This is a genomic window from Candidatus Trichorickettsia mobilis, assembly GCF_963422225.1.
In the GTDB taxonomy this organism is placed as follows: domain Bacteria; phylum Pseudomonadota; class Alphaproteobacteria; order Rickettsiales; family Rickettsiaceae; genus Trichorickettsia; species Trichorickettsia mobilis_B.
Genome location: NZ_OY728607.1, coordinates 1,603,087 through 1,625,036 on the forward strand (window position 1 = coordinate 1,603,087; position 21,950 = coordinate 1,625,036).

Below are 21,950 nucleotides of genomic sequence, written 5' to 3' on the forward strand. Positions count from 1 at the left end.
AGAGGGTGGATGTAAATAAAACATTAAGCTGAAGAATAGATATGAATAGTGCTAGAATCGCAATTTTAAGTTTTTATAGTTTTGTTAATATTAGTAATCCTGAAATTTTATTGCCAAAGATTTTGCTGGTAGGTAAGAAGAAATTATTAAAGGGGACTATTTTAATAGCAACAGAGGGAGTTAATGGTTCAGTTTCTGGTAGTTATGAAAATGTTAAATTATTAGTGGATGAAATTATCAAATTAACCGCAGCCAATGAAATAAATGTTAAAATAAACTATAGCGATAAACATCCGTTTCAGAAATTAAAAGTTAAAATTAAAGCTGAAATTATTGCAATGAATGTAGAAGAGCTTGATGTGCATAGCTTAAAAGGTAAGTATGTCGAACCTAGGGATTGGGATAAGTTTATCTGCCTGGAAGATGTAATTACTATTGATACCAGAAATGATTATGAAGTTGCTGTTGGCAGTTTTAATGGAGCAATAGATCCGAAAACAGCAACATTTAAGGAATTTCCTGAATGGGTAGATAAAAACATTTCTTTGTTGGCTGATAAAAAAATTGCGATGTATTGTACTGGTGGTATCAGATGTGAAAAATCTACTGCTTATTTACAGCGATTGGGGTTTAATGAAGTGTATCATCTCAAAGGTGGTATATTGCAATATCTTGAAGATACACAAAATAAAAATAATTTATGGCAAGGCGAGTGTTTTGTTTTTGATGATCGAAGGATGGTAGCGAGTGACCTGACCCCAGCAGAAGGAACCAGGGAATTGTGGTTAGAGCGTGATAAATAGCACTTGTATTAAGAGAGTAGAAATTGTCGTCAGTCCAATTCCATTAATTTGGGATACAATTCAGGATCAATTATCATCATATCAAAATTTAAACATAGAATCTGTGTTTTTAAATAATATTGATGAAATTGAGCAATATAAAAAAATAGACCTATTAATTGTTGATGGAGATTATAGTAATTCGTTTAATAGGTTCCGTATAAAAACTACGGTAATTTTTAATCACAATGCGGAAGTAGAGTTTTGGAAGGGGTCTAATGAACAAGTCAAATTTAGTTTACCATGTCGTCTATCTCACCTACTAGAATTAGTAATTAATAATAGAGCAAGGCAACAAATTTTTTGCTGTATTAATAATCAATGGATATATGATCAGCAATGTGCCACTATTGTTGATAATCAAATTAAATGTAAATTAACTGAGAAAGAGAATGAGGTAATTGCGGCGATGATCAAGGCCGATAATTATCAAATCAATAAAGAGGATTTGCTGAAAAATATCTGGCAGTATCATCCAGAATCTGATTCAAGTACTATAGAAGCGCATTTACATCGTTTAAAACAAAAACTCCCTGCCAATTTATTGCAATATAAAGAAAATTATTACAGGTTAGCTATTACAAATATTGAATAGAGTCAATAACAATTCAAATTACCATGATCCTAAAGTCTATTTGGTTATGCTGCCGTTTTATTATTGATTATATCTTACCTCCTCGTTGTCTATCTTGTGCTGAATTAACCATTACCGCACAGGGGTTCTGTCCTGATTGCTGGAAAAAATTAAATTTTATTGCCAAACCATATTGTTGTATTTGTGGTTGCCAACTTAATGTCTCTATTTTTGATAATATGTTGTGTGGTCGATGTATTAATACAAAATCTCCATATGATTGGGTACGTAGTTTATTTATATTTGATGCACATAGCAGTAAAATAATCCATGCTTTTAAATATTATGATAAAACTGATATGGCAAAAGTTTTAGCCAAAATGTTATATTACCGATATAAATCAGAATTAGTAAATATTGATTTAATAGTTCCGGTACCAATGCATAAATTTAAACGATTATTTCGTATGTATAATCAATCTCATATACTAGCCCAGGAGTTAAAAATAATTATCAATAAACCATTGGATTATCGTTTGTTGATTAAGGATAAGTGGACTAAGTCACAAACCGCTTTATCAAAAAAAGCTAGAATGCACAATATTCATGGTAGTATTAAATTTAATCAAAAACATTTTAAAGGTAAAAATATTTTGTTGGTAGATGATGTGCTGACTACTGGCAGCACTATTAAAGAGTGTAGTAGGTTGTTGAAGAGTAATGGAGCACAGTGTGTTTACGTAATTACTATAGCAAGAACTTAGGTCTGTCTGACACGCGCATCTAAGAGGTAATTTTGTTGTCAAAACTCGTCTTCGTTCTGAAACAAACAAAAGACTGCTTGTGGTACTCGACTTCGTTTTTCTTAAAAATTCTTCTCTTATGTCTACTAATCTGACAGGCTCTTAGATCATATGCGTTAAGTTTAAGGAAAAGAGACGATATAACTCGTCATTGCGAGCCGAAGGCGAAGCAATCCAGAAAGTGAAACGAACTATTTAACTGGATTGCCACGACCACTATCGTGGTCTCGCAATGATAATGACAGCTCTGTGTCTCTTTTTCTTTAACTTGACACCGTATGGGCTCTTAGATTGTGTATGTAAACTTAAATACAAGGTTTTTTCTGAAAAATCCTTTATTTATTTATGGATTATATAGAGTTCTGATGATTTCTATGTATCTATGGCAACAAAGTGTGAATTTTTAGTTGGATTTATCTGCTAACAACTAAATAACTGCCAATATAATATTTTAGTTATGATATGATTTTGAAATGTTTTGTGGATTTATAGAATAAAGATTCAAATTATATGAAAACAGATCCAGTATTAGGTTCTATACAGGAGTATATCAAATCTGGTGAGTACTTTATATCAGCTAGAAAATGGTATAAGGAAAAATATTTAAAGCCATTTCCGCAAAGATCAATGATGTTTGTGTGTACTTCTACTTTTTGTTTATTGTTTATTGGAATCGCTGTAAATGTATCATCATTATTTCCTCTAGCAGAACAGGTGCGGTATTCTTTAAATGTTCGTGATGCTTCTCAGAGCTCAGCGAAAATCACTCGTGCTGATTATATTGCAGATGATCCTTTAGCTTCGATTGCAGATATTATGGTGCAAGGTTATGTGCTGCAACGTGAAAAATATGATTACAATATGTTGCAACAACAATTTACGTTTGTTAAAAATACTTCCAATAGATTAACTTATAGAAAATTTTATAATGCGATGAATATTGATAATTTAGAATCACCGATTTTGCGTTATCAAAGAGAAGTAAGACGTTCAGTGGTAAAGATATTGTCATCAAAATATACAGATAACAATGAAATAACGATTACTTTTGAGAGCTTAGCTAAAAGTGCCGGTGGTGATGTGGTAGAGAATAAGACTTGGGAAGCAATAGTGGGTTTTGATATTGACGATATTGATATATCAGTTCCTTCAGAAACTAAATTTAACTTTATTGTAACTAATTATAGACTTAAACAGTTAGTTGATAAACAGCAGAAATGAATCATGCATAAAATAAAAAATTTAATTATACTAATTTTAAACTGCCATATTTTGTTTCATCTACGAGTTAGTGCGACGAAATCAGTATACATATCAATCTTGTCGATGCTGATTTGTCATGAAACGAGCTTTGCGATTAGAGAATCTAGACCTACACCGGTAGATAGTCGCATCAGGGTAATGGTATATAATCCTGATGATGTTTTTAAGTTTACAGGGTATTATAACTATCAGGCCAGTATAGAATTAGCCAAGGAAGAAGAAGTAGTGAGTATCTCAATGGGCGATACTACGGGATGGCAAGTAGTGCCAGCTGGTAATAGGATTTTTATCAAACCAATAGAAACAGATGCTACTACAAATATGACTTTGATTACTAATAAAAGAACTTATTTATTTGAGTTATATGCTGAGGAGGCCAATGATATTAGAGATCCAGAAATGGTATTCAATTTAAGATTTATATATCCCGATGAAGAAGAAGAAGAACATATACGAAATTATTCTACTGCATCTGTGGGACCTGATTTGACGCATCCTGAAAAGTATAATTTTAATTATTCAATAAGTGGCCAAGAAGAGATCGCTCCAATTAGAATCTTTGATGATGGAGAATTTACCTATTTGCAATTTAGAGATAAAAATGCTGATTTACCGGCTATTTTTGCTGTAGATGAAGAATTAAGAGAATCAATGGTAAATTATCGCCTATCAACTGATAATAAAAGTTTGATAATTATTGAGCATGTATTTCAAAAATTATCAGTGCGTCATGGTAAGAAAGTGGTATGTATATTCAATGAAGCATTTAAACCAACATAAGATATACTCGGTGAAAATTGAGAATTGCGTCGTCATTCTTGAAGATCTGCGCTCCTCGCGTATTAAGGCTACGGTGCTCGACTTCAGAATTCCTAGCACTTCTCTAATTTTGCCCTTCGTCTATCTGCGATGCGCAAGTTTGTAAGCGTTCACAGTTTTTAGAAAAAGTCGTCTGAGCTAAACTCCGTCATTGCGAGGAACCCGTCAGGTGACGAAGCAATCCAGCCGTAAGACTCCTTGCAATGATGTTGGTTGTTCGCACAATTTAGTTATTAAATTGCTTTTTACGAATAGCTGAAGTTGGTAATTCCATGGACTCACGGTATTTTGCTACTGTACGCCGTGCAATTTTTATATTAAATTTTTGTAATTCTGCAGCAATTTCATCATCTGATAAAATACATTCCTGATTTTCGCTATTAATAATTTGTTTGATCAACTCTTTAACCTTAGTACTTGATACTGTAGTGCCGGTAGTTTTTGTTCCAGATAAAGCTGACGAAAAGAAGTATTTTAATTCATAAATACCTTCTGGAGTAGAGATATATTTATTTGCTATTGAACGACTAATAGTGCTTTCGTTTAAACTAGTAATTTCAGCAATCATAGCTAGAGTTAGTGGTTTAAAATACATTACTCCTTTATTAAAGAAGTTAATTTGTTCTGCTACTACGGCAGCGGCAACTTTTAAGATAGTTTTGGCTCGCATTTCAATTGCTCTAAGGATAGAAGTTGCCGAGTTTAGTTCTTGTTTGGTAAATAGTTTATCAGATTCATTATTTATATCTAATTTAATTTTTAATGATAATTCGTGATTTAAACGCAATTTTGGCATAGACTCAAGATTAATTTCTATTTGAGGCAGACCATTCTCGTCAAAAGTTAGAATAACATCTGGAGTTCTATATATTATTTGTTCAGTGTTAAAACCATTGCCGGGTTTTGGATTTAGCTTTTTAATTTTTGCAATTAGTTTATGTAAAGTGTAATTATCAACATCACAAATTTTTTCTAATTGCTTAATCTCACCCTTGGCTAGTAATTCTAAATTATCAATTAAAATGAGAGCTTTATTATTATCGTCATCTTGCTCATCTAATTGAAGTTTTAAACACTCTTTCAAGTTACGAGCAAAAATGCCAGGTGGATCAAATTTTTGTAATTTGTATAATACTTCATCGATAAGCGAGATCTTGCATTTTAAGGTTTGAGCAAGAGCAGCAATATCAAATACAATATAGCCACTGGGTTGTAATGAATCTAATAAATGATAGGCAATAATACGTTCTTTAGGGTTGTTAACTTCAATGTTGATTTGTTCAAGAATATATTCTCGCAAAGTTTTCTCGGCTGCAATATTTGACAAGAAGTCAAATTCTGAATCCCGTTGTTGTTTATTGTCATTATAATCAGTATTTTTTGCTATAGAATCTTGCTGAGTTGGTTCTTCATATACAGTATTATCTTCAAGGAAAGGATTTTTAGCTAATTCCTGGATTGCATAATTATTTAGCTCTAAACCAGACATTTGCAGCATAGCAATACTTTGCTGCATACTGGTGGTGATTTTAAGAGTTTGTCTAAGTTCAGTATGTTGGAACAGTTTGCTCATAGAATTGCATAGTTAAAAGTTTATTAAATTCTTATTATATCACAATTTTAGAAAAGTTATAAAAAATTAATCAATATGACGATTGCTTATTACATAAAACAGGGAAATTTAAATTTTGCAGACAAAATTATATTTTCAGATCTCGAAATATACTTATATCCAGGAGATAAAATTTGTTTAATTGGTCGTAATGGCTGTGGTAAATCAAGTTTAATGAAAGTGATATTCGGTGATTATGAACTGGATTCTGGAGAGATTTTCAAAGATTCTACTATAAAAATTGGTTACTTAACGCAGGATATTAAAACAAATTTGGATTATAGCATTTATGATTTTGTTCTAAGTGAGCTTGATGACCCAGATGGTCAAAGATATCAGGCAGATATTATACTTGATAAATTATTAATTGATGGCAATTTAAATTTATCAAATTGTTCTGGTGGGCAACTTAGAAGAGCGTATTTAGCTAAGGTGTTAGTATTAAAGCCGGATATATTATTGCTTGATGAACCAACTAATCATCTGGATATAACTACTATAGAGTGGTTAGAAGATTTTGTAAGAGCATATCAGGGTATCGTAATCTGTATCAGCCATGATCGTGCATATCTGTCTAATGTCACTAATAAAATTTGGTGGATTGATCGCGGTGTTTTGCGTAAATCGGATCAAGGTTTTAAGTATTTTGAAGAATGGCAAGAAGTAGTGATGCGACAAGAAGAGGCGGTGCTTAGAAAGTTAAATCGTAAGCTTGAAGTTGAAAATGATTGGTTAAACGCTGGGGTTACTGCTAGGCGAAAAAGAAATCAAAAAAGATTAGCCGATCTTAAAAATTTACGAGAAAATTTAAAACAACAAACCTTGAAATTAAGTATAGCCAAACAAAGATTAACCGCGATCATGGCAGAGGAGGTTAAAAAAAATAGATTTATTGTCGAGGCAGCTGCAGTATCATTTGCCTTTGAGCATAAGAAAATAATTAATAATTTTAGTTTTCAAGTAAAGAAGGGCGAGAAAATAGGGATTATCGGTGCAAATGGCTCCGGTAAATCCACCTTTATTAAGTTATTGACTAAACAATTATTGCCGCAAACTGGTAAAATAATCCATGGTACTAATTTAGAAATTTCATATCTTGATCAGCATAAAACTCCACTTAATCCATCGCTCAGTTTATGGCAAACTTTGTGCCCTACTGGTGGTGATCAAATTTTTCTAACCAATGGCAGTACGATGCATGTTGCTGGATATTTAAAAAGATTTATGTTTGACTCTGCTTTATTAAATGCAAAAGTTGCGACTTTATCCGGAGGTGAGGCTAGTAGATTGCTACTGGCTAAAATTCTAGCTAGGCCAGGGAACTTATTAATTATGGATGAGCCAACAAATGATTTGGATATGGATAGTTTGGAGATGTTACTTGAAATTCTTAGTGATTACGAGGGTACCTTGATTATGGTAAGTCATGATCGTGATTTTTTAGATAAATTGGTGACTCGTAGCCTAATTTTTTCTAGAGAACAAATAATTGATATTGTTGGTGGCTATGAAGATTATCAGCGGTTAGCCTTGCCAAAAATTAGTTCTAAACCTACAAAATCATCGCTGGCCAAAGTTGAAACAACGACTAACAAACCTTCTGTTAAATTATCATATAAGCATCAACGATTGCTTGAAACTATACCTTTAGAAGTAGAAACTGTAGAGCAAGCCATCAAATCATTGGAAGCTCAATTAAGTGATCATAATTTATATCTAGTCAATCCAGATAGATTTTATGTTTTAACTAAAAAACTAGAATATTCACAGTTGAAATTAGATGATTTGATTAATGAATGGATAAATATTGAAGAAATACAAAAAAGTCTTAAGTAAATGCGTAAAGATCTTAAGGTTTTATACCAAATATATTGACATTTCTTCTTGTAACTGCTAATAGATAACGTGTATTTATTTAACAACAGTAAACAAAATGAAGCTGAGAAAAGCTAAATATGGACAAATAGTTCATGAACTTGAAGATTTATCTAGTAATTTTAAATATGCAGAAAGATTTCCAGACTCATTTTGTCGGGTTATTGTAAGATTCTTTGATTTTAATTCCCATGATTCTGCTTTCAAACATCCGTATGCTACTGGTATTACGGCTGTAGCATCGGTGTTCAAGGATGATAGCTTATATTTAGCATATAAGTTACCAGAAATTAGTAGTGAAGCTAAAGCTAATAGAGATCAAGCGGTTGTAAAGAATAAAATAAATTTTGTGGATTCCACGATTAACGGTATCATAAATGGTATTAATTTGTTAATAGCAGCCATAAGCAGTAAAAAATCGGAAGATTTTAAATCTGGTATTATATTCGAGCTATTTCAAGAATTTTCTCCTAAAAGAAAACTTATTGAACAAATGGTGTATAACGATATTTTAAAGCTTGCTCACCATTTTGCTGCGATAAATAAGGTAATAAATTCTAAAATACTAAAGGATCATACTAGCCATCCAGAAGTAACAATAATTAATGCGCTTGGAGATGGTGGAGAAGAAGAACCGTTTATAGGTAAGTCCATTGCTTCATGTTATTCTTGTGAGCAACAAATCAAAGGTAATCATTACTCTTCTAGCTCATATTCAGGAATATTATATAGAAATCAGAAAGGAAAGCAGGTGGTAACGGCACAAAATCAAGATGGATATAAACCAGCAAAAGGCTTGATTTTAGAGCGTCAGCTATCTAGTGATATGCAAGAGTATAATAATAGAGAAATGTTTGCCCCGGGTTTAGTTAAGTTGCAGGAAAAACATGATCTATTAAATCAGTTATTTATTCCTTCGAACCGCATTAGAAAAAATGCTTTGAAAGCAAAGGAAAAACTCTTGCAACAACAACTTGAGAAATTAAAAGGAATAAATATAGAAGATGATATAGTAAACGATTCAACAGAAGTAAATTGTGGCCAATATAATCATAATAACCATGGCGACATTTTAATACTCTAAAATAATCATAAAGAATTAATGCGTCAACAAGAAGAATCTACCTTATCAGGAAAGAAAGTCACAACACGCAAAATATTCTCAGTTGATTACCAAGAGATTAAAGAGGGGATAAAGTGTTTTAGAGATGAAGTAGTAAAAGTGGTAAACGATAAATCGGGTGGTAGTGTAGAACGATCTTCATTTTTAGAATCAGAAGATGAGTGCTACTACAAACCAAACCAGAAATTTATTAAATTAAATAATGATAAGAAACAAGAGGTTCAAAGCCAGCCAGCAGAAAATGTGCACTCTACAACGAAAGCAAATAAAAAATATCAGATGAAATTAAGCAAAAAAGTAGCATTTAATAATATTAAGCAAGACGAAGAAATAAGCCAAAATGAATTTAAATATGTTTATGATCATTATAGTCAGTATTTTAAAAAGATGACAGCAGGTGATATAGAACACGTATTTAATGTGTATAATTTATTTCACTTATTTGTTGATGAAACTCCAAGCGGAGTCGAGATTGCTGGTGAGGATAGTAGTATGCACGATCAGTAAACAAGCTAAGAGTGTTGGAACATGATTACTTTATTGCGGATAGTGTTTAAAAATTGTATCAATTAAATGTAAACGTTCGCGATTTTTTAAACTTCGTGAACGTTTACTTAAATCTTAAGCTGAGTAAAAATCTTGTAGATTTTCTGGATTCCTGCTGCTGCTGGGAATGACATTGGTGTATATAGTAATCAGATAGAGTAGTTGAAAAAATATACAATTACTTTTTAACCATTCATAACGCGAGTTGCCAATTAAAATACTTTTTAAACACCACAGAGGCCAGCTCCCTCGCGATGACGTAGAAACGGGAGTTACAGCTGTTTTAATTGGCAACTCGCGTATTCATAGCAAAGCTAGGTTAAAGTTCTAATATAAGCTATTAATTTTTTTCAAAATACTTGACTTAATAATATTTTTTAATTAGATAATGGGTTTACATAAATAAGAATGAGGCTTTCTAATGTCTAAAAACAATAATAATAATACTTTTTCAGACTCTAAAAAATATCAACAACAGAAACAGATTAAGATTAACAACTTTTCTGGAAATGATACAACAGAGGAACAGCCGAAATCGGCGCCAAAGCTTCAAGATTTTACTAAGGTAGTACAAGATGCTTTTTATTTTGCTGCAAAAGATCCTTATGAGACGCAGTTGAGTAAAACAATATATAAAGAAATTAATAAATTTAACAATGATTTAGTTACTGGGAAAGCTAGAGTTGAAGTGCTGGGGAGCTTTTTAGTAAATTTATACAAGCAAGCAATGTAATTAAAGGAATCAAAAAAGAACATGAAAATTTAGTGTTTGTTGAAGAAGATCAAGCTAAAGTTCTTGAATCTAAATTATGGTTATATAATGCTGAAGCTAGATACTCAGAATGCACAAAAAAGATTAAAGATATCTATACAAACGTTTGTGTTCCCAAAACTGCTCCACTTAAAGATAATGGTAATAATATGAATATTGTGGCAGATACTAGCAAATTAGAGACAAATAAGGACAACGAGGAAGCTAAAGAAGATGTTAAAGGTTTAGGCTATTCTGATTTCCATTCTGACAACTGATTACAAGTTTTAAAATTCACAAGAATTCTTAATCAAACCTTCAATATTATAAAGGGCATAAGAGTATAGTGTATAATTTATTAATTATGAACGGCATACAAAGTAAATGAAAGGAAAAAGGCAGTACAATAAGATTCTTACGGCTTTGAGTGAGAACTAGTTCAAGCAATTTGTCTTACCGTATCTAAAAAAGGTAGACGTGACCTGAGAAAAAAATATCATTTTTTAAATTAAAAGCTCCTGGTGGAGCAAATTTAGCATAATTTAAAGTCAAGTTTTTGGATATTTGTATCTTGCTATAGCCATACCTAAGAACAATTGCACTATATCTTTTGGAGTTATACAAAAGGTTTTTTAGTCGTTTGTTGTATTATTGCTAAAGCAGCTTCAGCTATTTTATGCGGTTTTCTGAAGACCTTATTTCTTTCATAATGTTATCTAAATATTAATTATATTAAATAAATGTTATAAAATTTCCAAGAATTTTAGTTAGTTCTGTCGGGCTTTGATTTATCCAACAAAAAAAGCCCATAATCTACTTTTGTAATTTATTATCCATCTCGTCGACAATATTCAAATTTTCCTGAAAACAATTTTGTAATTCTTTAATACTTGATTTTGTGTATTCAATGCTAAATTGAGCGATATTATATTCAGGCATATCTCCTCCAGCAAGTGAATTTAATTTCGAGCATAATGTTTCAAGAGTTTCTAATTTTTCTGCAGTTGTGTTCAGCAACTCGATTCCTGCAACGCTATCTGGTAATATTCCATATATGATGCCTTGAGCTTGTTCGTCTGATATTTGTCCCAACTGACGTTGAAATGTACAGTTTATTAACTGATTTTTCATATTTTGCATGCTAATAGTTGAGGTATGTATATCCTGACCAATCTCAACATATAATTTTTTTGCTTCTAAATAATTAACTTTAGCTTCTTGAGGATTCGTTTGGATATTACTTACTAGCTTCTGATCATAAATTTTTTCTCCAAGTTGTTTTTTTGGGGGTTGATTGCTTATTACTACAACTTCTTGTGGAAGTAGTTTTTTTTCTAATGAAATTTGCTTATCTTCTTTATTTTTTGGAGAATTTAATGGTGAAGCTTTAGGTGGAGTTTTAGATTCTTCTGTATAAATTTTTTTCATAACCTACCTTTAGTTAATGACGTCATTAACTAAATAATATACATAATTTCATAAAATTCCAATTAAAATTAATTTATTTATCTTGCTCCACTTTTTCTTATTAACCTTAATATATCATCATTTTGTTGTTCTTCGGCTATAGTTAAGGCGGTTTGACCATAAGTATTTAGTGCTTGAATATTAATACCACGCATTAATAAAAATTTAGTCAAAGAATAGCTATCTAATTCTGTAGTTCTATGCAATAGGGTATTACCATTTTCATCAGTATTTTGTAAAACATGATAATTATCTAATAAAGCTCTTAAAACAAATAAATTATTATTCTTAAGATTATTAAATGCGTCATTACGAGCGTCATCAATAGTTAGTACGGGAGTAGCATTAAAGTAACTATCATAATTGAGTATGAAATTATCTATCGATTCTCTCTGAATAGTACGATTATTTTTATCTTGAATTTGCTTCAATAACATCGAATAGCTATAAAGATCCATAAATAGTATTTTTGCTTCTTCAGAAAGTTCACCCAGGACTATATCATCATTTGGCAATAATAATACCATCGCTTCATCATTAACAAATTTACTTTGCTCGAGGGTCAGCTCTTGGTCATCTATCACAATTTTTTCAATAATTATTGGTTTCTTATCCAATAGTTGAGTTTGTTGAGGCGCTGGTGTTTGATAGATTTCCTTATCTTTGCTCTTAAACCAACCTAGAATTGTATTGCGTGCTGATTTAGACTTATCAGTGGTAAGCGGAGGAGGAGATTGTAATTCGTCATTCTCATTAGCTATGTTATTTGTTGCAGGTAGAGCTGTAGTTGTTGTATTCACAGAAGAAGATGGTGGTTGTACATTTGATGGTTCTGCAGTTGTTGCAGTAGGATTATCTTTAGCTTGTTCTGTTGTTGGTGGTTGAGCTGTCAACGCTGCCGCGTTGTCACTTAATGGCGGCAAAGATGGAATTTTCAATTCTCCTGCATCAGGCTTGGTGATTGCTGGTTGCTGATCAGTTTGAACATCCTTAGGCATAGTGGGTATAGGTAGAGACTGAACATCGGTGGATTTAGTAATTTCAGTTTTGGGCAAAGACTGATTGTTTTGATTATCGGTTGTCGGTAACTGCGGTTGTGGTTGAGCATTGGTGTCATTTGATTGTGGCAATGAAGGTAAGTCGTCTATAGGTGGTAAGGACGGAACTTTCAATTCTCCTGCATTAGGTTTAGCGGTTGCTGGTTGCTGATCAGTTTGAACATCCTTAGGCATAGTAGGTATAGGTAGAGACTGAACATTGGTGGATTTAGTAATTTCAGTTTTGGGCAAAGACTGATTGTTTTGATTATCGGTTGTCGGTAACTGCGGTTGTGGTTGAGCATTGGTGTCATTTGATTGTGGCAATGCTGGTAAGTCTAAAGAAGGTACAGACGGAATTTTTAATTCTCCTGCATCAGGTTTAGCGGTTGCTGGTTGCTGATCAGTTTGAACATCCTTAGGCATAGTAGGTATAGGTAGAGACTGAACATTGGTGGATTTAGTAATTTCAGTTTTGGGCAAAGACTGATTGTTTTGATTATCGATTGTCGGTAACTGCGGTTGAGCATTGGTGTCATTTGATGGTGGCAATGCTGGTAAGTCGTCTATAGGTGGCAAGGACGGAACTTTCAATTCTCCTGCATCAGGCTTGGTGATTGCTGGTTGCTGATCAGTTTGAACATCCTTAGGCATAGTAGGTATAGGTAGAGACTGAACATTGGTGGGTTTAGTAATTTCAGTTTTGGGCAAAGACTGATTGTTTTGATTATCGATTGTCGGTAACTGCGGTTGAGCATTGGTGTCATTTGATGGTGGCAATGCTGGTAAGTCGTCTATAGGTGGCAAGGACGGAACTTTCAATTCTCCTGCATCAGGCTTGGTGATTGCTGGTTGCTGATCAGTTTGAACATCCTTAGGCATAGTGGGTATAGGTAGAGACTGAACATTGGTGGATTTAGTAATTTCAGTTTTGGGCAAAGACTGATTGTTTTGATTATCGGTTGTCGGTAACTGCGGTTGTGGTTGAGCATTGGTGTCATTTGATGGTGGCAATGCTGGTAAGTCTAAAGAAGGTACAGACGGAATTTTTAATTCTTCTTTAGCTGTAGTTAAAGGTTTGTTATTAACTGCGGAATTAGAAGGTGTAGGTGGCTGTTCTAACTCAACTAGTTCTTCTTGATCGTCGGTATTCTTTTTACTGGACTTAGCTCTAATAGTACTTGTTTTTTTACTGGTAATTCCTAAAAAATTTGTAATCTTTCTGAAAAAGCCAGGAGCATCATCTTGTTGGGCGTTAGCAGTGATTTTATTAGTTTCCTGCTTTTGTTTATCTTTGTTTTGTTCTTCTAAGGTAGGTAGGGCAGGTAATTCTGGTAATTTTAAGCTTTCTCCAGCTATGGCATTAGTACTGATTATCATAACCAAGATGATTAGTTGTATAAGCACAATAGCTTTTATATCTAGTATGACAGTAAGTGGCTTAATAAACTTTGAAGTGGAACAGAATTTATTCTTTATCATCAGGAATTAATCTCCTAATTTCTTTTTCTACCAATTCTTGTACAAGCTTTGGCAAATTTTCATCTAACCATTTTTTTAACTGTGGCCTCATCATTTCTACAACTAATTCTTCAATAGTAGTGACTTTAGATCTTTTATTTTCTTGTACTGCCACTTTGGCAGTTTTAGCAAATTGTTTGAAACTATTAGTCGTATCACGAGCTGAATTTTCTGAAATTAATTTATCATTATTTAACTCTAGAATAGTAGTGTCTGTTTCTTCTCGTTTGGTGTCTATTACCTCAGTTAACTCCAATACATCGTCTGTCGATAATTTATTGGTATTATTATGATCATCAATTATTCCTCTAATTGATTTAATAATTTCTTCAACCGACATTCCATGGTTCTTCTGTTCCTTGTTATTCACATTAGAATCCTATAATTTTCATTTTAACTTTTTTAAACTCTTGTTCAGGAATAAAATAAGTTACATTTAATTTTAGACTCTTTGCAGTTAACTGCCCGATTAAACTTTTCATTTGGTATGCAGCAAGGATATGTTCTTTATAGGCTCCAACTTTTTGTATTTTAGCTTTATTAAGTCTGTCTTCTGCGTTTAATACGTCCAATATTGATTTGGAACCTACTTTCTCTTCTTCAACAGTGCCATCATATGCGATTTGTGCTGCATCAACTCCTTGTGTTGCTGCGATAATTTTGGATTTTGCGGCATTAAAACCTTCCCAGCTAGTAATACAATTAGAATTATTTTGTTTCAATTGATCATCTAATTGATGGACAATTTTACGAGTGCTATTTTTTGCTTTACGTATTTTAGAATATTCTACTCCTCCTCTGCTATAAATTGGAATTTGTAGCGATAGGCTAGAAGTTACGCTTCTGGAATTAGTAGTACCACTACCCAAAAAATTTTGGGTCTCTGGATCATAATAGGTTTTTCCGGTTTGTACCTTAAAACTCACTTGTGGTAATAGCGCAGATTTAGCAGCGATCTCATTAGTTTTAGAAGCATTTGCACTATGTCTAATATAGTCGATCTCAGGGTTTGCAGCTAATGATCTTTTTGATAACTCATCAAATGTACCTGGTAAGCCTATGGGCACAGGCGGCATAGTAATATCATCTGCCGGTGTAAGACCAGATTTTTTGGCAAAATTTGCTTTGGCTGATTGTAGATTAGCATATTCTGTCAGCTTGTTAGTTTCAGCTAATGCTAGTCCTGCTCTGGCGCTTGCTAATTCAGTTTCAGTGGATTCTCCTACTTTTAACCTTTCTTCTACCGCTTCCAATTGTTTTTGATTAGAACGGACGCTGGATTCAGATATTTCGTATTTTTCTCGTGCTTCTACATAGTCTAAATATGACTGAATTGTACTAAGCAAAATTTTCTGTTCTGAAGCATAATATTTACCGCGCGAGGCTTTGAATGTAGATTGTGCTACTTTTAATAGTGCAACATCTCCACCACCATTAAATATTGGTTGTTCTATGATAATATTATTTTGTAAAGTTTTTCGCTCTGTAGGACTATTGCCAAATTGTCCGATATTTTTGCTTTTGGCATCGCTTGCATCTATTGAAGCAATAATGTTCGGCAAGAATCTTGCTAGAGCTTGAGGAAATTGTTCGATTTCATCTAAAAAATCACGTCTGATTACTTTTAATTCATCATTATTATTATAAGCACTAGTTATTGCTTCTTGTAAATCAATGGCTAAGGCTGATAAATTAATAAATATTATTATAATTGTAGCAATAAACTTAGATATAATAGGCATAATAAACTATATTTGGGTTACGTTTAGTAAAATCTTAGCAAGATTCAATCCTTTATTATCAATAGAAAATCTTCAAAAAATCTTTAAGGATCTTTAAGAATATATATACCTCTCAATCTTAAGAAAAAAAAGCTTTATTCGCAATCTATATAATAATTTATTACTATAAACACATTATTATATGTGATAAAGCAGGCACGTATCATTATAAGATTTACTGTTTGTTTTAATGAAAATTATATCAAAAGCGGATATAAGTTTCTAAGATTGTTGAGAAACTTTGAGGAACTCCAAACATGTCAAAAGAAAAAGATCAATTTTTAACATTAACTCCACTAGAACAAATAGACAATTTAACTAAGTCAACTCCGGAGCTGATCAAGCTAATTTCGAAAGACACCAAAGATTTAACAGTAGCTGAGGTTGGATCATTATATGATTTAAAGATACTAGATGGCCAGGCAACTGATATGGCCATAAAATTAGTTACTAATTTAGATAATATAAAAAAAGATGGGTTTGAGGATTTTGCTGAAAAATTATCAACAGAATCTCAAGAAGTACAAGAAGGTGCTAAGAAGATTTATCATAGTACAATTACCGCAAGTATCAATAGTGCTTCAGATGATCTAAATAAAGGAATCAAAGAAAAGAAGGGATTGTTATTTAACGGTACTCTCGTATCATCCGCTGCAAAAGTTTTAGGTGCTACTTTAGAATTTGAGAAACAAATAGATGAAATTTTTCCGGGAGTTTCGCAAAAAATTATTAAAGCAGCTGGAAATGCTCTTGTAGGTTTGGTAAGTACGTATTTTCCAGTAGTAGGGTTAGTGTTAAAGGCAGTGGGAATTGTTGATAAAATTAGTAACTTTTTGGCTTGTGATAATCTGGAAAAAACAGTTGCTTCTTTGCAGCAAAGAGTAAATGAGATCGAACAAAATAAGAAACTAGAGCCGATTTATAATGCAGCCAAGGAAGTTAATGAATTATCAAACACCGCATCTATTCCAATAAAATCTGTACTTAATTTAGGATTAAGTGCAGAAGCCTGTAGCACTGTATCTGTAGCAGTTAAACAAAATGAGAATGACAAAAAGTTTGTTCAAGATATAGCTCAAATTGCTGAAAAAATGCCAAGCAATAAAAAAGAAACGCAAGAGATGTTAGGTTCATTAAAAACAGGTTTATATACTACATTAGATAAGTATAACTTACCTAATGATTTAGTATAGCTAAACCCCTATAAAACGGTTATAACATGTACTTTTCAAACAGAGTGTCTACGTCACAGCGATATTTCCTTCTTCTAGATTTAGCTTGAGCCCATTTTGGTTCAATAGGATTCAAATCAGGAGAATAAGGCGGTAAGTACTCCAATATATGACCAGCTTTTTCTATCATAGTTTTTAAATACGGACTTTTATGGAAACTTGCATTGTCTGTCACAACCACGGAATTATTAGGTAATTTCGGTATTAAATCTTGTTCTACCCAGCTGTTAAAAATAACTGTATTAACATTGCCGTCAAAAATTGACACGGTTAGCAGCGATTTACCTACTAATGCCCCTATAACATTAGTTCTTTTTGACGGATGCCAATCATGAACACCATAACACCTCTTGCCTTTTGCCGAATATCCGTGAGTTCTAGGCGCGCTATGGACAAACCCGCTCTCATCGGTAAAGACAATAACTTTTTCCTCTGCCTCGTACTTTTTTATCTTATTCTGAAATTCTAACCTCTCTTCTTCTTTTGCCTTCGGATGTTTTAAAGCTTTTTTTATACGTAATGTTCAACTTCTTTAATGCTTTTTGTATTCCAGATTTACTCACTCCTAACCGCTCAGCTCTTTCATATTGATACGCGTCACTATATTGCACCACGTCTTCTCTCAATTTATCAATCGGTATTTTTTTCGAAGCTCTATTCCTATTCTTTAGAGGAGATATTTTTTTAGTCCATACAAATACCGTGTTTTTTCCTACTCCAAAACGTTTTGATATTGATTCAAAACTCATCTTCTCTTTTTCTTTGATAGCCAGTACTTTCTTTCTAAAATCTATCGAATATGTCATAACAATTATTTTAATTATACCCTTTGATTATAACCGTTTTATAGAGGTTTAGCTATAAAATCTACACAGCTGAAAATAGATAATAAAATGCTTGAAATTGAAAAATCGTTAGATAAAACTACCGTTCCAGCAACTGGTGTTTTTGCAAAAATAGTACAGCAACAGGAATCATTAGTAATGACTCTAGCTTTACACAAAGAATTACAAGCTGATTTTAATAAAATACCACAAGGTAAAACAGTGGCAGATGCTATTGCTAAAGATATGATGGGGCTACTGAAAGGTATATTGTTATTTTCACCAGATAAACTATTGAAGCAAGCTAAAGAATCGTCAGTTGCAAAGATTTTAGGATTAGACTTTAAGACTGAGGTAAGTCTTGATAAACAGGAAAAACAGTTGTCTCCACAAAATTTGAGCAAGAGCTAGAGTTTGATGTTTCCGAGTTGATTAAATTAATTATAGTCATTTTGATATTAGTACATAATTCCACGCACATAAAGTCATCCCGAACTTGTTTCGGGTTGACTTTATATTAGTACGTTTTAATACAGTTCATTAATGCTCGTCACTAGCCATAAAATTGTTCTTTAATGATTCGATCTTCAAGACTATGATGTTGATCGAATAATAATTTAATGACTTTGTTTTGTAACGAACGTACGGTAACTGATTTGATATTTTCAAATTCTTGAAAATCAGCCACAGCATTTACTGGTCTTTTATAATTTTCAAATATATCAAATTTTATTAAAGAGGAGGATGGTAACAATGCCCCTTGCCAACGTCTGGGACGAAACGGGCAGATGGGAGTAAGACATAAAAGATTTGATGATAGCGGTAATATGGTTCCGCCCGCAGATAAATTATATGCGCTGCTGCCAGCTGGGGTAGATACTATCGCGCCATCAGCTATTAATTCTGGCATTCTTTCAATACCATCAACTTCTATCCGAAATTTGGCTGCTTGATTGGTTTTTCTAAATATTGAAGCTTCATTGATCGCTAGTGCTGAATAAGTAATCCCATTAAAAGCTACTGCTTCCATTGTTAATGGGTGTAAATGTGTGATGGTGGCTTCATGAATATTAAGTGGTAGGTCTGAATCAGTTAATGAATTCATTAAGAAGCCTATACTACCGGCATTGATCCCATAAAATGGAATATTTAAGTGCATATATTTGTGTAAAGCATGTAGTAATTCACCATCTCCTCCAATAACTACAATCAGCCCAGCTTTCTCTGGTGTAGTATAATCATAAAATATTTTTAGCCGCTCTATAATTTCTAGAGCTTTGAGTGATTGATTGTGGATAATAAAAATATTATTTAAATTTGTTGCTTTTGCCACCATAGAAATAATAAATGATTGATTGTCAGTATTATAAAACAAGATGCGATGACATCACTTAAGAAATGCCCGCCCATTAATATTCGACTAAGGCCAGTTAATGTACCAAATAAAAGTGCAGAAATATAGATTATAGTAAAATATTTTTTGTTTTTGTTAGAAAATAGTGAGGTAACGTAGGCTAATATAGTACAATAATACGCCATTGCTGCATGACCAGATGGAAAAGAGCAATTATGATGACATTGATTAGCGATTATTGCCGCTGCCGTAAAATTCTTGCTACCGCCAAACTCGGTGATTTGTGCTGGTCTTGCACGACCGATTTCATTTTTTAATATTTGATTAACCATTAACCCAGGGCCAATTGCTACGGTGATGATCAAATAAGCAGCCGATGATGATAAAGTTTTTTTGAAGTTTTTATGCTTATAACGTTGAAAACATAAGAAAATAATACAAGCGGCAACAAAGATTTTAGTAAGTGGTGGAATCAGTAAAAATAAGAGTCTGACCATAAAATGATTACGGTAGATGAAACCGTGATCATGATCATAAAAAAGTTGAGAAAATTTGAGATCAAGGGTAGGGTAGCTTACTAATAATCCAAACAATATCCCGGATAATATTATATTAATATAGATTAGGCGATTATTAATCATTGGACTGATGGCTGAGAATAGGTTATAAGGATTTCAACAAGTTTATTAATAAACACAATAATTATAGTATATAATTCATATGTCATTCAATCATAAAAATCATCACGAAAATTTATTATTTATTCCTTTAGGTGGCTCCAATGAGATCGGTATTAATGTTAATTTGTACCATTATAAAGGAAAATGGTTGATGATTGACTGTGGCAGCGGGTTTGCTGATGAGTATCTGCCTGGTGTAGAAATGTTGGTAGCTAATCTTGATTTTATTGCTGCACGCAAGAAAGATTTAGTGGGGTTGGTACTAACACATGCGCATGAAGATCATCTTGGCGCAGTGCAATATTTATGGAATAGTATCCAGTGTCCGATATATGCCACAACTTTTACAGCTAATTTCTTAAAACTAAGATTAGCAGAGTATAGTTTTGCTAAAAATATAAAAATTAATACAGTAAGCCCGGGTAGTAAAATTGATTTATCACCTTTCTTATTAGAAATGGCTTCTTTGACTCATTCGGCTCCTGAGATGCAGGCGATTATGATCCGCACCAAAGCTGGAAATATTTTACATACTGGCGATTGGAAGTTTGATAATGATCCATTAATTGGTAAATGTGCCGATGAAGATTTATTAAGAAAATTTGGAGATGAAGGTGTTCTAGCTTTAGTATGTGATTCAACCAATGTATTTAATACTGGTACTTCTGGTTCTGAAGGAGATGTTCGTAAAAGTATTGTTGATATTATTGCTGGTTGTCCCAAGCTAGTAGTGGTAACCACTTTTGCTTCTAATTTAGCACGTCTTGATACCTTAATTCATGCTGGTCAGCAAACTGGAAGAAAAGTAGCGCTTACCGGTCGTAGTTTGCATCGAATGTTGCTTGCAGCTCAGGATAGTGGATATTTAACGGATATTGCGCCTCTGGTTGATGAGCGTGATATTGCCAGGTTCAGAAGGGAAGAATTATTGATAATTGCCACTGGTTGTCAAGGAGAGCCGTTGGCTGCAATGGCGAAGATGGCCAGTAATAATCATCATTCGATCAAACTTGCGCCAAAAGATACAGTAATTTTTTCATCAAAAATTATTCCTGGTAATGAAAAAAAGATTTTTCGTTTATTCAATGTTTGTGTTAAAGCTGGAATTGAAGTGATTACTGAAAGAGATCATTTTGTTCATGTATCAGGTCATCCGGCAATTGATGAGTTAAAGAAAATGTATTCTCTGATCCGGCCACAATTATGTATTCCTGTGCATGGAGAACCGGTGCATATTCATGAACATGCTAAGCTTGCAAAAAGATGTGGTATCCCTCAAACAGTAGAAGTGGAAAATGGTAGCGTAGTATTATTAGATGCTGTGCATTCCAAAATAATTGATAAGGTTGATACAGGATATTTGGCAGTAGATGGAAATTATTTATTACCAGCTGAATCATCGATATTTAAGATGCGCAGAAAGATGAGAGATACTGGTATAGTAATTGCTTCAGTGGTAGTCGACAAACATGGTAAAATATCTAAGCCTATTATATCTACTCCCGGGGTACTTGATCCTCAAGACGATATAGAGCTAATTAATGATATAAGAAATGAAGTTGTGGAGAAGTTGAATATTTTAAAGAATAATAGCAGTGGTAGGTTAACTAATGATCAAATTGAAGAGGCGACTCGTTCAATTCTTCGTAGAATCATAAAACAAGAGATTAATAAATCACCATCTATTATAGTAAACGTACAAACTCTCGACTAGATACTTCGGTGAAAATTGAGAATTGCGTTGTCGTATCCAAAGATCTGCGTTCCTCACGCACCCAAAAGTGCGCTGCGGTACTCGACTTCGGAACTCCTAGCACTTCTTCAATTTTGACCTTCGTCTCTACGA

The 21,950-nt window shown here is 33.1% G+C and carries 22 protein-coding genes; 13 read left to right on the forward strand and 9 right to left on the reverse strand.

Going from position 1 to position 21,950, the window contains the following annotated elements; all coding sequences use genetic code 11:
* Window positions 1-41 precede the first annotated feature (41 nt).
* The 5 genes from trhO to virB9 all read left to right on the forward strand — a co-directional run bounded on the left by trhO (window position 42) and on the right by virB9 (window position 4,262).
* On the forward strand, window positions 42-803 hold the full coding sequence (gene trhO, locus R2I74_RS07685) for an oxygen-dependent tRNA uridine(34) hydroxylase TrhO (protein WP_316355090.1): 762 nt from the start codon (window positions 42-44) through the stop codon (window positions 801-803).
* On the forward strand, window positions 793-1,437 hold the full coding sequence (locus R2I74_RS07690; protein ID WP_316355092.1) for a winged helix-turn-helix domain-containing protein: 645 nt from the start codon (window positions 793-795) through the stop codon (window positions 1,435-1,437). The genes trhO and R2I74_RS07690 overlap by 11 nt, the downstream gene beginning before the upstream one ends.
* A 23-nt stretch (window positions 1,438-1,460) precedes the next feature.
* Window positions 1,461-2,180 (forward strand): ComF family protein, encoded by a 720-nt coding sequence (locus R2I74_RS07695; RefSeq protein WP_316355094.1) that lies wholly within the window; start codon window positions 1,461-1,463, stop codon window positions 2,178-2,180.
* 549 nt (window positions 2,181-2,729) lie between these two features.
* Complete coding sequence (locus R2I74_RS07700; RefSeq protein WP_316355096.1) at window positions 2,730-3,440, forward strand: VirB8/TrbF family protein; 711 nt, start codon at window positions 2,730-2,732, stop codon at window positions 3,438-3,440.
* Window positions 3,441-3,545: 105 nt separating this feature from the next.
* Complete coding sequence (virB9, locus tag R2I74_RS07705) at window positions 3,546-4,262, forward strand: P-type conjugative transfer protein VirB9 (RefSeq protein WP_394355863.1); 717 nt, start codon at window positions 3,546-3,548, stop codon at window positions 4,260-4,262.
* 265 nt (window positions 4,263-4,527) lie between these two features.
* On the opposite strand, the gene rpoN is transcribed toward virB9, so the two are convergent.
* Window positions 4,528-5,874 (reverse strand): RNA polymerase factor sigma-54, encoded by a 1,347-nt coding sequence (gene rpoN / locus R2I74_RS07710; protein WP_316355098.1) that lies wholly within the window; start codon window positions 5,872-5,874, stop codon window positions 4,528-4,530.
* 75 nt (window positions 5,875-5,949) lie between these two features.
* Here rpoN and R2I74_RS07715 point away from each other — a divergent pair, with 75 nt between their 5' ends.
* The 5 genes from R2I74_RS07715 (at window position 5,950) to R2I74_RS07735 (ending at window position 10,486) form a co-directional block, all read left to right on the forward strand.
* A complete protein-coding gene (locus R2I74_RS07715; protein ID WP_316355099.1) occupies window positions 5,950-7,749 on the forward strand; it encodes an ABC-F family ATP-binding cassette domain-containing protein in 1,800 nt (599 codons plus the stop codon).
* Window positions 7,750-7,846: 97 nt separating this feature from the next.
* Window positions 7,847-8,872, forward strand: coding sequence for a hypothetical protein (locus R2I74_RS07720; RefSeq protein ID WP_316355101.1), 1,026 nt, complete (start codon window positions 7,847-7,849; stop codon window positions 8,870-8,872).
* Window positions 8,873-8,890: 18 nt separating this feature from the next.
* The gene (locus R2I74_RS07725; RefSeq protein ID WP_316355102.1) at window positions 8,891-9,418 is read left to right on the forward strand and encodes a hypothetical protein; all 528 of its coding nucleotides are present in this window, start codon (window positions 8,891-8,893) and stop codon (window positions 9,416-9,418) included.
* Window positions 9,419-9,878: 460 nt separating this feature from the next.
* A complete protein-coding gene (locus R2I74_RS07730; RefSeq protein WP_316355104.1) occupies window positions 9,879-10,190 on the forward strand; it encodes a hypothetical protein in 312 nt (103 codons plus the stop codon).
* Between the two features lie 32 nt (window positions 10,191-10,222).
* The gene (locus R2I74_RS07735) at window positions 10,223-10,486 is read left to right on the forward strand and encodes a hypothetical protein (protein WP_316355106.1); all 264 of its coding nucleotides are present in this window, start codon (window positions 10,223-10,225) and stop codon (window positions 10,484-10,486) included.
* A gap of 535 nt (window positions 10,487-11,021) precedes the next feature.
* Here R2I74_RS07735 and R2I74_RS07740 read toward each other — a convergent pair.
* The 4 genes from R2I74_RS07740 to R2I74_RS07755 all read right to left on the reverse strand — a co-directional run bounded on the left by R2I74_RS07740 (window position 11,022) and on the right by R2I74_RS07755 (window position 15,975).
* Window positions 11,022-11,636, reverse strand: coding sequence for a hypothetical protein (locus R2I74_RS07740; RefSeq protein WP_316355108.1), 615 nt, complete (start codon window positions 11,634-11,636; stop codon window positions 11,022-11,024).
* A 77-nt stretch (window positions 11,637-11,713) separates the two neighbouring features.
* Window positions 11,714-14,092 (reverse strand): ankyrin repeat domain-containing protein, encoded by a 2,379-nt coding sequence (locus tag R2I74_RS07745; protein WP_316355110.1) that lies wholly within the window; start codon window positions 14,090-14,092, stop codon window positions 11,714-11,716.
* A gap of 88 nt (window positions 14,093-14,180) precedes the next feature.
* Window positions 14,181-14,603 (reverse strand): DUF2497 domain-containing protein, encoded by a 423-nt coding sequence (locus R2I74_RS07750; RefSeq protein ID WP_316355112.1) that lies wholly within the window; start codon window positions 14,601-14,603, stop codon window positions 14,181-14,183.
* A 1-nt stretch (window position 14,604) separates the two neighbouring features.
* The gene (locus R2I74_RS07755; RefSeq protein ID WP_316355114.1) at window positions 14,605-15,975 is read right to left on the reverse strand and encodes a TolC family protein; all 1,371 of its coding nucleotides are present in this window, start codon (window positions 15,973-15,975) and stop codon (window positions 14,605-14,607) included.
* Between the two features lie 296 nt (window positions 15,976-16,271).
* On the opposite strand from R2I74_RS07755, the gene R2I74_RS07760 reads away from it, so the two are divergent.
* A complete protein-coding gene (locus tag R2I74_RS07760; RefSeq protein ID WP_316355116.1) occupies window positions 16,272-17,207 on the forward strand; it encodes a hypothetical protein in 936 nt (311 codons plus the stop codon).
* A 19-nt stretch (window positions 17,208-17,226) separates the two neighbouring features.
* Here R2I74_RS07760 and R2I74_RS07765 read toward each other — a convergent pair whose 3' ends face one another.
* Both R2I74_RS07765 and R2I74_RS07770 read right to left on the reverse strand, forming a co-directional pair.
* Window positions 17,227-17,760 carry an IS630 family transposase gene (locus R2I74_RS07765; protein WP_316355231.1) on the reverse strand — a complete coding sequence of 178 codons (534 nt, stop codon included), beginning with the start codon at window positions 17,758-17,760 and terminating at the stop codon, window positions 17,227-17,229.
* Complete coding sequence (locus R2I74_RS07770) at window positions 17,699-18,052, reverse strand: IS630 transposase-related protein (protein ID WP_316353116.1); 354 nt, start codon at window positions 18,050-18,052, stop codon at window positions 17,699-17,701. Before R2I74_RS07770 ends, R2I74_RS07765 begins: the two co-directional genes overlap by 62 nt.
* Before the next feature lie 87 nt (window positions 18,053-18,139).
* Here R2I74_RS07770 and R2I74_RS07775 point away from each other — a divergent pair, with 87 nt between their 5' ends.
* Window positions 18,140-18,481 (forward strand): hypothetical protein, encoded by a 342-nt coding sequence (locus tag R2I74_RS07775; RefSeq protein WP_316355117.1) that lies wholly within the window; start codon window positions 18,140-18,142, stop codon window positions 18,479-18,481.
* Window positions 18,482-18,623: 142 nt separating this feature from the next.
* Here the strand turns inward: R2I74_RS07775 and R2I74_RS07780 are convergent, their stop codons facing one another.
* Both R2I74_RS07780 and R2I74_RS07785 read right to left on the reverse strand, forming a co-directional pair.
* On the reverse strand, window positions 18,624-19,406 hold the full coding sequence (locus R2I74_RS07780; protein WP_316355118.1) for an NAD kinase: 783 nt from the start codon (window positions 19,404-19,406) through the stop codon (window positions 18,624-18,626).
* The gene (locus R2I74_RS07785; RefSeq protein WP_316355119.1) at window positions 19,382-20,065 is read right to left on the reverse strand and encodes a phosphatase PAP2 family protein; all 684 of its coding nucleotides are present in this window, start codon (window positions 20,063-20,065) and stop codon (window positions 19,382-19,384) included. The genes R2I74_RS07780 and R2I74_RS07785 overlap by 25 nt, the downstream gene beginning before the upstream one ends.
* 79 nt (window positions 20,066-20,144) lie before the next feature.
* Between R2I74_RS07785 and R2I74_RS07790 the strand changes: the two genes are divergently transcribed.
* A complete protein-coding gene (locus R2I74_RS07790) occupies window positions 20,145-21,818 on the forward strand; it encodes a ribonuclease J (protein WP_316355120.1) in 1,674 nt (557 codons plus the stop codon).
* Window positions 21,819-21,950 lie beyond the last annotated feature (132 nt).